The 12,253-nt window shown below is 40.1% G+C and carries 12 protein-coding genes; all 12 read left to right on the forward strand.

All coding sequences use genetic code 11. From position 1 onward, the window contains the following. Positions 1 to 322 precede the first annotated feature (322 nt). The 12 genes from yfmF to A4245_RS17040 all read left to right on the forward strand — a co-directional run bounded on the left by yfmF (position 323) and on the right by A4245_RS17040 (position 12,171). Positions 323 to 1,612 (forward strand): EF-P 5-aminopentanol modification-associated protein YfmF, encoded by a 1,290-nt coding sequence (yfmF, locus tag A4245_RS16985; protein WP_067730130.1) that lies wholly within the window; start codon positions 323 to 325, stop codon positions 1,610 to 1,612. Next, positions 1,605 to 2,888, forward strand: coding sequence for an EF-P 5-aminopentanol modification-associated protein YfmH (gene yfmH / locus A4245_RS16990; protein WP_067730132.1), 1,284 nt, complete (start codon positions 1,605 to 1,607; stop codon positions 2,886 to 2,888). The genes yfmF and yfmH overlap by 8 nt, the downstream gene beginning before the upstream one ends. Positions 2,889 to 2,898: 10 nt before the next feature. After that, a complete protein-coding gene (ymfI, locus tag A4245_RS16995; RefSeq protein ID WP_067730142.1) occupies positions 2,899 to 3,615 on the forward strand; it encodes an elongation factor P 5-aminopentanone reductase in 717 nt (238 codons plus the stop codon). Between the two features lie 79 nt (positions 3,616 to 3,694). Next, positions 3,695 to 3,943: a DUF3243 domain-containing protein gene (locus A4245_RS17000; protein ID WP_067730143.1), complete on the forward strand. Its 249-nt coding sequence runs from the start codon at positions 3,695 to 3,697 to the stop codon at positions 3,941 to 3,943. Between the two features lie 221 nt (positions 3,944 to 4,164). After that, positions 4,165 to 4,956 carry a DUF3388 domain-containing protein gene (locus A4245_RS17005; protein WP_067730144.1) on the forward strand — a complete coding sequence of 264 codons (792 nt, stop codon included), beginning with the start codon at positions 4,165 to 4,167 and terminating at the stop codon, positions 4,954 to 4,956. Positions 4,957 to 4,973: 17 nt separating this feature from the next. Then, a complete protein-coding gene (locus tag A4245_RS17010; RefSeq protein WP_067730145.1) occupies positions 4,974 to 5,906 on the forward strand; it encodes a helix-turn-helix domain-containing protein in 933 nt (310 codons plus the stop codon). Between the two features lie 100 nt (positions 5,907 to 6,006). Continuing rightward, entirely contained in the window at positions 6,007 to 6,585 is a 579-nt protein-coding gene (pgsA, locus tag A4245_RS17015) for a CDP-diacylglycerol--glycerol-3-phosphate 3-phosphatidyltransferase (protein WP_067730150.1), read from the forward strand. Further along, complete coding sequence (locus A4245_RS17020) at positions 6,585 to 7,829, forward strand: competence/damage-inducible protein A (RefSeq protein WP_067730152.1); 1,245 nt, start codon at positions 6,585 to 6,587, stop codon at positions 7,827 to 7,829. The genes pgsA and A4245_RS17020 overlap by 1 nt, the downstream gene beginning before the upstream one ends. Positions 7,830 to 8,006: 177 nt before the next feature. Continuing rightward, positions 8,007 to 9,056: a recombinase RecA gene (gene recA, locus A4245_RS17025; RefSeq protein WP_067730154.1), complete on the forward strand. Its 1,050-nt coding sequence runs from the start codon at positions 8,007 to 8,009 to the stop codon at positions 9,054 to 9,056. A 237-nt stretch (positions 9,057 to 9,293) separates the two neighbouring features. Further along, positions 9,294 to 10,856: a ribonuclease Y gene (gene rny / locus A4245_RS17030; protein WP_067730156.1), complete on the forward strand. Its 1,563-nt coding sequence runs from the start codon at positions 9,294 to 9,296 to the stop codon at positions 10,854 to 10,856. A gap of 152 nt (positions 10,857 to 11,008) precedes the next feature. Then, positions 11,009 to 11,806 (forward strand): TIGR00282 family metallophosphoesterase, encoded by a 798-nt coding sequence (locus A4245_RS17035; RefSeq protein ID WP_067730157.1) that lies wholly within the window; start codon positions 11,009 to 11,011, stop codon positions 11,804 to 11,806. A gap of 104 nt (positions 11,807 to 11,910) precedes the next feature. Next, positions 11,911 to 12,171, forward strand: coding sequence for a stage V sporulation protein S (locus A4245_RS17040; RefSeq protein WP_010649201.1), 261 nt, complete (start codon positions 11,911 to 11,913; stop codon positions 12,169 to 12,171). The last annotated feature ends 82 nt before the right edge of the window (positions 12,172 to 12,253 follow it).

The following is a 12,253-nucleotide window of genomic DNA, read 5'->3' on the forward strand; positions in this document are numbered from 1 at the left end:
TTCGCATTTTACACAAACTGCGAATAAAAAGCTGTAAAACTAAAAGAACGATGGGGTCCAGGTGTATCCAGGCTCCTCAGTGCAAATAGTTAATTCAAAGTCAACTGGAGCAGTGCAACTCATGCCATCCTAATTCTGCCAAGGCTTATTAATCCATTTCCTTCTGCGAAAGTTGAGATATTTAATATAACCATCTGTATTCGTACGGACTTGCTAATATTAGCAAGTCCGTTTTTTTTCCCGTATAATGGATGACAACTGGTAAAATTGTGCAGAATACATGTGGAGAAAAATTATTATTACATCGTATCGGAGGATATTTATGGATAGCATTCAGGAAACAATGGAAAACGAAAATGGGATGAATTTACATCTTATTCAGAGTAAAAAATACAAAACGATCAACCTTGTGGCAAAATTAAGGGCACCACTTGAAAAAGACACCATTACAAAAAGAGCCTTACTTCCATATATTTTAAAGCAAGGAACGAAAAACTATCCGAGCCGAAGCGAACTTCAATTGAAGCTCGATGATCTGTATGGTGCCGTTCTCTCTGTTGATGGCGGGAAAAAGGGAGAAAACCATATCCTTACAATCCGTCTTGAATTTGCCAATGATAAATTCATCCCTGAAGAAACCTCGATTATAGATGAGGCAATCAGTATGTTAAGCGAGATTCTGTTTCATCCAAATGCTAAAGATAATGGATTTGATGAAGCCGTATTTAAACGTGAAAAGGATACGTTAAAACAAAAAATAAATTCGATTCAGGATGATAAAATGAGCTACGCCAATATGCGCCTCATTGATGAAATGTGTAAGGATGAGCCATACGAGCTTCATGTACATGGCTATGAGGAAGACCTAAAGAAAATGACCAATCAAGATTTGTACGACTATTATAAAACGATGATAGAGCAAGATGATATGGATGTATATGGTCTCGGAGATTTTGACGAAAATACGGTAAAAGACAAAATCACTTCCCAAATGAAGAGGGAGAAAACGACTCCAATTGGATATGATTCTGCGAAAGCAAAAAAATCTGCAGGTGAAACAAAAGAAATAATTGAAAACCAGAATGTCCAACAGGCAAAACTGCATATAGGTTATCGTACCAATACGGTGTTTCAGGACGATGGGTATTTCGCCTTGCAGGTGTACAATGGATTATTCGGTGGTTTTCCAAGTTCCAAGCTATTTATCAATGTAAGGGAGAAGAACAGTCTGGCCTATTACGCATCTTCCCGTGTGGAGAGCCATAAAGGCTTGCTATTTGTATTTAGCGGAATAGCCCCGGAAGATTTCGAAAAGGCGAGGGATATTATCCGGGTTCAGGTGACTGCAATGAAAAACGGAGAGTTTTCGGAGGAAGACTTGAGTGAAACAAAGGATCTGATTGTCAATCAGTTTAAAGAAACAATGGACCATCCACAAGGCTTGATTGAAATGATGTATCAGCAAGTCGTAGGCAATAAGACTTTAACGCCCGAACAATTGATAGAAGGTATTCGTAAGGTTACGAAAAATGAGGTTATCCAGGTGGCAGCGGAAATAGAAGAGGATACCGTTTACTTATTAACAAGTGAAGGAGGGTCAAAAGATGAATAAACAGACGTACCGGGAAATAAATGAAACGATCTATTCAGAAAAGCTTGATAATGGACTGAGCGTTTTTTTACTGCCAAAGCCGGAAATGGCAAAAGCATATGGTATATTTTCAACGAATTATGGATCTATTGACCAAACTTTTGTACCATTAGGCGAAACAGAAGAGACGAGTGTACCTGAAGGGGTAGCGCATTTTCTGGAGCATAAACTTTTCGAAAAAGAGGATCGGGATGTTTTTGCGGATTTCGGGAAGCAAGGTGCATCTCCAAATGCATATACATCGTTTACAAAGACAGCTTATTTATTTTCTGCCACAGCTAATATCGAAAAAAACGTGGAGACATTGATTGATTTTGTGCAGGACCCATATTTCTCAGAGAAGTCGGTGGAAAAGGAGAAAGGCATCATTTCCCAGGAGATAAAGATGTACGATGATCAGCCTGACTGGCAGTCGTTTATGGGCACAATTAAGAGTATGTTCCATCATCATCCGGTAAAAATTGATATAGCGGGAACAGTGGAATCGATCACTTCGATTACGAAGGATGATCTATATACGTGTTATCATACGTTTTACCATCCGGAAAACATGTCTTTATTCGTTGCAGGAAACTTTGATGCCGAAAAGATGATGGATATGATCAAGTTAAATCAGAGAAACAAGACCTTTAAGGAAATGGAAGAGCTTATGCGTAATTTTCCGGAAGAACCAGAAGATGTAGCGATGAAGGAAAATAAGATTACAATGCCTGTTTCAATACCCAAATGTACCATAGGGATTAAAGAGTCCAGTGCTGAATTGGATAAAGACGAATTCCTTCGCAAAGATTTGCTTGGAGGTATGGTATTAAGTCATTTCTTTTCCAGGGGGGGTCCATTCTATCAGGAGCTTTACAAAGACAATCTGATTGATGACAGTTTTTATTTTGAAACCAATCTTGAAAAAAACTTTGGCTATACCCTGATAGGGAGCAATACGGACAAACCGGAAGAATTTTCAAAAAGAGTAATGGAATTATTGCTTTCCACTAAGGAAGCTGAATTTACTGAAGAAGAGTTTTCAAGAATGAAGAAAAAGAAAATCGGTCAGATGCTGCGGTCGATGAACTCGCTTGAATTCATTGCCAATAAATTTACTGCCTATCATACAATGGGAATCAATTTATTTGAAATTATTCCCGAAATCCAAAAGCTGACCCTGAAGGATGCTAATCTTTTTATGAAAAACTGGATCAGCAAAAATCGCCTGTCAGCATGTACGATTTCGGCAGAATAGGGAGACAATTATGGGGGAAAATGTTCTGATTGTAGGCGCTAGCGGAGATATTGGAGTTGCTGTCTCAGAACGCCTTATGGATGATGGATATAATGTATTGCTTCATTACAATAAAAATAAAGAAAACATAGAAAAACTAAGGGACAAGATGAATGGGGAAAATGTACTTGCGGTCATTCAGGCTGATTTAAGCAAAACACGAGAAATCAGGAAATTTCTTTCCGAGCTTGTGCTGCCTGTAGATTATATCGTGTTTGCAGGTGGGGCTGCCCATTACGGACTATTGCAGGATACTTCCGAAACGACGATGGATGCTATGCTGAATTTGCATGTAAAAGCTCCATGGATGATTTCAAAGCACCTTTTGCCTCGAATGATTCGGAGCAAAAAAGGAAAAATCGTATTTATTACTTCAATCTGGGGGAGTTTGGGTGCAAGCTATGAAGTAGTATATTCATCTGTGAAGGGTGCGCAGAACAGCTTTGTTAAAGCTCTGGCAAAGGAAGTAGCCCCTTCAGGGATTGCGGTCAATGCAATCAGTCCAGGATATATCGAAACAAAGATGAACAGCCATCTGTCTGCGGATGAAAGGCTGGCTATTATAGCGGAAATTCCAATAAACAGGGCAGGGCTGCCGACAGAAATCGCTCACTCGGTCAGCTTCCTGCTTGATGACAGGTCAAGCTATATTCAGGGCGAGATTATCAATATTACCGGCGGATGGTAAGGAAACTCTATTTTTCTTGTATAAATTATGGATAAAGTCAAATACTATGCAGGATAAAACGAATAGAGGAGGCATCCCAATGTCAGTTCTTGATAATTTTGAATCATGGAAAGGCTTTTTGGCTAATCGGCTCCAGCAGGCACAGCAGCAGGGCATGGATCAGCAAACCATATCCAATGTTGCTGCTGAGGTAGGCGATTATCTGGCTCAGAGTGTAGAAGCAAAAAATGGTGAAGAAGAGGCATTAAAAGAGTTATGGAATGCAGCATCCGAACAGGAACAGCAGGCAATAGCAAATGTTATGTTAAAACTTGTACAAAACAAGTAAATAATGAATGCATATTTTCATTTTAAAAGCTGTATAGATTTCTCTATGCAGCTTTTTCCAATGTGTAAATAATATTAAATGGAAACATACGGTAATTTCTATTTAGAAAAAGAAAAAATAATGTTATATTACTAATAGAATGTTTTTTTATTGGGTATATAACATTAAACAGTATTTAATTGCTTAATATGTATAAAGTATGTAAAATTAAGGAGTTAATTATGGAAAGAACAGAATGGTATCTGGAATATGAAATTCAAATTAACCGTCCAGGATTATTGGGTGATATATCCTCATTACTGGGTATGCTTTCAATTAATATTATAACAATTAATGGTGTGGAAAATTCCAGAAGGGGAATGCTCCTTCTTTCTAAATATGATGAAAATATTACACGGTTACGATCGATTCTCCAAACAATGGAAACTATTAAGCTGTTTAAATTAAGGAAGCCTAAGCTTAGGGATAAAATGGCTGTCCGTCATGGAAAATATATACACACAGATAGTGATGACAGAAAAACGATCCGATTTGTCCGTGATGAATTAGGTCTCCTTGTTGATTTTATGGCTGAGCTCTATAAGCAGGAAGGCCATAAATTGATTGGCATCCGGGGCATGCCAAGAGTCGGGAAAACAGAATCTGTTGTTGCTGCCAGTGTATGCGCCAATAAACGATGGTTGTTTGTATCAAGCACCATGATAAAGCAGACTGTGCGGAGCCAGCTGATTGAGGGCGAATATAACACGGATAATATCTATATTGTTGACGGAGTCGTTTCCAAAAGAAAAGCGAATGAGAAACATTGGCAGCTGATTCGCGAAATAATGCAGCTCCCAGCCATAAAGGTAGTGGAGCATCCGGATATCTTTGTACAGTCAACAGAGTATAGTATGGATGATTTCGATTACATTATTGAGCTCAGAACAGATAAAGATCAGGAAATAACATATGAATCGGTAGAAAAACAGCAATTCAGCGAACAAGGCGGTTTTTCTATGTTTGATTTCTAAAATGGAAGGTGTTATGTATGGATGTAGGGGCGAAACTGAAAGAAGCACGTCTTGCTAGTGGGTTATCGCTGGACAGTCTGCAGGAAACAACAAAAATACAAAAAAGATACTTAGTAGCAATTGAAGAAGGTAACCTGCATATTTTACCCGGTAAATTCTATGCACGTGCATTTATTAAGGAATATGCAAATGCAGTCGGATTAGATTCAAGTGGATTGCTTGAAGAGTATAAAGAAGAGATACCGAATACATCTGAAGAAGAAAATGTCCAATATACGAGAATACAACGTACAAGAAAAGAAAGCAATACAGATAAAGGGTCAGGCATAGCCTCTTTTGTTCCAACGATTAGTGTTGTTTTGCTTATCATTGGTATCCTTTTTGTTGCATGGTGGTTTATTCGTGAAAATATGGCCGAAGATAGTGCTGCACCAGAGGAAGAGCCACAGGAAAACATAATTATTACAAATCCCGATAACACAGGTTCAGATTCACCTGAAGATGAATCGGACGATGAGACTGGTGAAGGTGGAGCAGAAGAAACTGATGACGAGAATTCCGCAGAAGAGGATACCTCAGAAAATACTGAAGCGGATGAGCAGGAACCAGAAATAATTGTCGTTGAGGAAGGTACTGGAAGCACGCCAGCGTCTACGCTGGAAGTAAATAATGCAGGTGATGAAGTAATCATTACCCTTGAATCGGTCAACTCCAATAATACCTGGCTGGAGATCAGGGATGAAGACAGTGATGAGGTATTTTATAATGCCAACTTTGATGAAGATAGCTCCCCGCATGAATTTGATGTGAGTGATTCAGAAACAGTCTACTTCAATGTCGGTAACGCTCCGGCATTAAGGATCTTAGTCAACGGTGTGGAATTGGAATATCCGGTTGATACATCCAAGGTACACCAGAAATTGTATGTGAATATCAACAAGGCTGAATAAAAAACACGGTCTGAAATGATAAACCCTTCCCTTTACCTTTTCGGAAGGGTTTTATCTCATTTTAAAGCTGAACACAGATCCCTTAGGAGGAATTTTACCAATGAACCTACCAAATAAATTAACATTTTCACGCATTTTAATGATTCCTGTCTTTATCATTCTATTGTCCGTACCCTTTGATTGGGGGAGCTGGGATATTGGCGCTGCGGAGCTTCCGGCAGCCCATTTTGCAGCGGCCGTGATTTTTATTATTGCTGCAGCAACCGACTGGGTGGATGGTTATTATGCAAGAAAGTATAATCTTGTGACGAATCTCGGGAAATTTATGGATCCATTGGCAGATAAGCTGTTAGTTTCAGCTGCGCTTATTTTACTTATTGAAATGGGGCTGGCACCGGCCTGGGTCGTCATTGTCATTATCAGTCGAGAATTTGCAGTAACCGGCCTTCGCTTGGTTGCAGCCGGAGAAGGGGTTGTACTTGCAGCCGGACAAATGGGTAAGCTCAAAACAGCTACTCAAATGATTGCCATTGCTATCCTGTTATTGCACAACTTCCCGTTCTCTTATATAGATTTTCCATTCGGAACAATAATGCTCTACCTCGCATTATTCTTTACCGTAGTATCTGGTGTTGATTATTTTGTTAAAAACTGGCATGTTATGAGGGATTCAAAATAATGAGACAATACAAGGCGGAAATTGTTGCTGTTGGAACAGAGCTGTTACTCGGACAAATTGCCAACACAAACGCACAGTGGTTATCACAGCAGCTGGCGATGTATGGAATCAATGTATACAACCATGCAGTAGTTGGTGACAATCTGCAAAGGGTCGAAGAAGCTTTCAGGCTTGCTCAAAACAGATCGGATATGATCATTGTCACCGGTGGGCTTGGCCCGACTGAAGATGATTTGACAAGGGAAGCATTTCAGCTTATCAGTAAGATGGAACTCGTTGAAGATAAACAGTCGATGGAAAAGATTGAATTGTTTTTTAAAAATCAAAATAGAACAATGACACCAAACAACCGGAAACAGGCCCGCGTGTTTAAAGGTTGTACGGTACTGAAAAACAATGCCGGCATGGCTCCTGGAATGAAGGTTGAACTGGAAGGTAAAACGTGGTTTTTCCTTCCTGGGGTGCCACGAGAAATGAAGCAAATTGCTGGTGAGAAGATTTTCCCGTCTATTAAGGAGTTAACCGGGAGCAATCAGATTATAAAATCACTCGTGCTTAAATTTATCGGCATCGGCGAATCAACTTTAGAGCATAAATTAAAAGATCTTATCCAGGCACAGACCAATCCTACGATAGCCCCGCTTGCCCAGGAGGATGGCGTAGTGATTCGATTAACTGCAAAAGAAGATTCTGAAGCTGATCTCGATTCGTTACTGAACAACACAAAAACAGAAATTCTTGATAGAGTGGGGAACTATTATTTTGGAGAAGATGAACAGGTTATCGAACAGGTGATCGTCCAGCTGCTGGCGAACCAAAATAAAAAAGTGGCTGCCGCAGAAAGCTTGACAGGTGGAATGTTTACCGAAAAGATAGTTTCCGTAGACGGTGCCTCTGCTGTCTGCCCAGGTGGAATTGTTTGTTACGATGCGAAAATCAAGCGTGACGTGCTTGGTGTTTCTGCAGAAACAATAGGCTCCAAAGGTACTGTGAGTGAAGAATGTGCATTGGAAATGGCTGAGAATGTAAGGCGGCTTTTCGGATCACACGTCGGCATCGCCTTTACTGGTGTTGCCGGACCAACGGAGACAGAGGGAAAGCCTGTAGGGGAAGTGTTCATCTCGATAAGTGATGGAAGCGGGTATCAGAAGGTGGAGCGATTTTTATTTGCGGGGAACCGTGATTCGATAAGAAAAAGAGCCTGTGTAAAAGGATTGGAAATGATTTTTAATTATTTAAAATGATAATTTGTGCCACTGTTTATAGCTTAAATTACAATAATTGACCAATGTATGTGCCCAACAATTCTGTTTTTGAAGAATTTTAACTATAAAAACATAAGAACATCCATTCGTTTTTTTCTTGTTAAATATCTCAAAACACTGTATGATATAGATAGATAATTTAAGGAGGTAGTTTCTTTGAGTGATAGAAAACAAGCTTTAGATATGGCTTTAAGACAAATAGAGAAACAATTTGGTAAAGGTTCGGTTATGAAACTCGGTGAAACACCAATGCAAAAACTCGATACGATTCCAAGCGGATCACTGGCGCTTGATGTCGCATTGGGGATAGGTGGTTATCCACGTGGCCGAATCATTGAAATATATGGTCCGGAATCTTCAGGTAAAACAACTGTTGCACTTCATGCGATTGCCGAAGCACAGAAGAAGGGCGGACAGGCAGCATTTATTGATGCAGAGCATGCGCTGGACCCTACCTATGCAAAAGCACTGGGTGTAAATATTGACGAATTGCTGTTATCACAACCGGATACAGGGGAACAGGCATTGGAAATTGCCGAAGCACTTGTTCGAAGTGGTGCAGTGGATATTTTAGTAGTCGACTCCGTTGCTGCGTTGGTGCCAAAAGCGGAAATAGAAGGTGAAATGGGCGACTCTCACATGGGCTTGCAGGCACGTTTAATGTCACAGGCCTTAAGAAAGCTTTCCGGAGCCATCAACAAATCCCATGCAACAGCTATTTTCATCAACCAAATCCGTGAAAAAATCGGGGTTATGTTCGGGAATCCTGAGACTACTCCTGGTGGACGTGCCCTTAAGTTCTACTCTTCCGTCAGACTCGAAGTACGCCGTGCAGAAACATTAAAGCAGGGTAATGACATGGTTGGTAATAAAGCAAGGATAAAAGTCGTGAAAAATAAAGTGGCACCTCCATTCAAACAAGCAGAAGTGGATATTATGTATGGGGAAGGGATTTCTAAAGAAGGGGAAATCCTTGATGTTGGTTCAGAATTGGATATCGTCGTGAAAAGTGGTGCATGGTATTCCTATCAGGGCGAACGCCTTGGGCAGGGCCGTGAAAATTCAAAAATATTCCTGCGTGAGAATGAAGAGATCATGAACGAAATTCATACCGCAATCCGCAATCATTACGAGCTTGATGATGAACCTGCAGCTGCAGCCGAAAAAGAAGAAAAAAAGAATATCCAGGACAGCCTGGACGTATAATATTAACCTACCACAGGAGACCTGTACCGGTAATTTGCCGGCACAGGTCTCTTGCTTATCCTGGCTGGTAAATAATTGTGACGTTTCCTTGACATTACTGGTTTTGACAATTAATATTAGAGGTGTATAATTTTATAATTTTTATTATGAAATTAATTGGTATTTTATGCATTCAGAAAATGTTACATGCCGACAAATAATGAATTGTACAATTTTATAGCAATGGGAGGTGAAATCATGGACATTATACTCTTAATCATCTCCATTTTGCTTGCTCTGATCGTCGGTATTGTTGTTGGTTATCTAATACGTAAATCTATTGCAGAAGCTAAAATTTCAAGTGCGGAAACCTTGGCAAAACAAATTGTGGAAGAAGCACACAGAAATGCAGATGCTGCTAAAAAAGAAGCGCTTCTTGAAGCAAAAGATGAAAATCACAAGCTTCGCCAGCAGACAGAAGATGAATTACGTGAGCGGCGCATGGAAGCTCAAAAGCAGGAAAACCGTCTGATGCAAAAAGAAGAAAATCTGGACAGAAAAAGTGAAACATTAGACAAACGTGAATCGGTGTTGGAGAAGAAAGAACAGTCTCTGACAGACAAACAACAACAAATTGAAGAAATGAAAAGCAAAGTGGAAGCTATGAAAGAAGAGCAGCAAACTGAGCTTGAGCGCATTTCAGGATATACATCTGACCAGGCAAAACAAATTATTTTAGAACGAATCGAAAATGAGATCCAACATGAATCTGCTGTAATGATTAAAGAAGCTGAAAATCGTGCAAAAGAAGAGGCTGACAAAAAAGCAAAGAATCTCTTATCCCTTGCATTGCAACGATGTGCTGCAGATCATGTTGCTGAGACGACTGTATCTGTTGTTAACTTGCCTAATGATGAAATGAAAGGTCGTATTATTGGTCGGGAAGGACGTAATATACGTACATTAGAAACGTTAACTGGCATTGACTTAATCATCGATGATACACCGGAAGCAGTAATTTTATCCGGTTTTGATCCAATTAGACGGGAAATCGCCCGTATGGCATTAGAAAAACTGGTACAGGATGGACGAATTCACCCTGCAAGAATTGAAGAGATGGTGGATAAAGCCAGACGTGAGGTTGATGAATATATACGGGAAGTTGGAGAAGAAACAACATTTGAAGTTGGTGTACATGGACTGCATCCGGATTTAGTTAAAATTCTCGGTCGTCTAAAATATCGTACAAGCTATGGCCAAAATGTACTGAAACACTCAACTGAGGTTGCTTACTTGTCAGGTTTGCTAGCTGCTGAGCTTGGTGAAGACGTGACATTGGCAAGGAGAGCCGGATTGCTTCATGATATAGGTAAGGCAATTGATCATGAAGTGGAAGGCAGTCACGTTGAAATCGGCAAAGAGCTGGCAATGAAGTACAAGGAGCATGAGGTCGTTATTAATTCGATCGCTTCCCACCACGGCGATGAAGAAGCAACTTCCATTATTTCGGTGCTTGTGGCTGCAGCTGATGCTCTATCTGCTGCAAGACCAGGCGCCAGAAGTGAGACATTGGAAAACTATATCAAACGTTTGGAAAAATTGGAAGAGATTTCCGAGTCGTTTGAAGGTGTTGAAAAGTCATTTGCCATCCAGGCCGGAAGAGAGATTCGAATTATGGTACGACCTGATGAGATTGATGATATAGAATCTGTTCGTATCGCACGCGATATAAGAAAACGGATTGAAGGAGAGCTTGACTACCCTGGTCACATTAAAGTCACAGTAATCAGGGAAACCAGAGCTGTCGAATATGCAAAATAAGACAAAAGCGGTCATTCGATCGCTTTTGTTTTTTTGAATCAACGACACCTCTCTTATTATCAATGTCTCTAGCCCCATACATCCATTACTTTGACAATCCCATTGCAATGTGAAAAACTGATAATATACTTAAACGATAGGATGATAGAACAATGAAGATACTTTTTATAGGTGATGTGGTAGGGTCTTCAGGACGAGACATGGTCCAGGAGTACCTTCCCAAATTAAAGGAAAAATACCGTCCGAATATGACCATTATCAATGGCGAAAACGCTGCAGCTGGTAAAGGTATTAACGAGAAGATTTATAAACAGTTTCTTGAATGGGGTGCACAGGTCGTAACAATGGGCAACCATACTTGGGATAAAAAGGAAATCTTTGAATTTATCGATGATGCAAAATATATGATTCGCCCTGCAAATTTCCCAGAGAATAATCCTGGCAAAGGAATTGTTTACATTAATATAAATGGAAAAGAAGTAGCGGTAATCAATCTGCAGGGCAGAACCTTCCTTCCCCCGGTAGATGATCCTTTTCAAAAAGCAGATGAACTGATTGAAGAAGCGAAAAAAAGAACAGATATGATTTTTGTAGACTTTCATGGCGAAGCGACAAGTGAAAAACAGGCGATGGGCTGGTATTTGGATGGTAGAGTAAGTGCCGTGGTAGGTACCCATACACATACACAAACCGCAGATGAAAGAATTTTAATGAACGGAACAGCATATATTTCGGATGTAGGCATGACAGGCCCGTATGACGGAATACTTGGTGTTGATCGTGAAGCGGTTATTAAGCGCTTCCTTACGTCATTACCTGTACGTTTCGAACCTGACAATCAGGGTAGAACACAATTAAATGGAATTATGGTTACGATTGATGATAAAACGGGTAAAGCAACTATGATAGACCGTATCATCATAAATGATGACCATCCGTTCTTCAGTTGATTGATTGAATTGTTTGAATCTTTGTTGCATAATAGGGTATAAGCTAACATCTCCAGGAATATAGTAGCAATATAACTACAATAGCGCATGAGGAGGTACTAGTAATGGACGTATTAAAAGTTTCTGCAAAATCAAATCCAAATTCAGTAGCAGGTGCACTTGCCAATGTTTTACGAGAGCGCGGCACGGCAGAGATCCAGGCGATTGGTGCAGGTGCATTAAATCAGTCTGTTAAAGCAGTAGCCATAGCAAGAGGGTTTGTAGCACCAAGTGGGGTAGACTTAATTTGCATTCCGGCTTTTACGGACATTTTAATCGACAATGAAGAACGAACGGCCATTAAGTTAATTGTTGAACCTAGATAAAATAAATGACCAGGAACCTTCCTAACTAGGAAGGTTTTTTGTTTGGCCTTTGTTCGTCGGTCAATCCGTATACATGCAGCGA

Source organism: Oceanobacillus damuensis, assembly GCF_001618145.1.
Classification (GTDB): domain Bacteria; phylum Bacillota; class Bacilli; order Bacillales; family Amphibacillaceae; genus Oceanobacillus; species Oceanobacillus damuensis.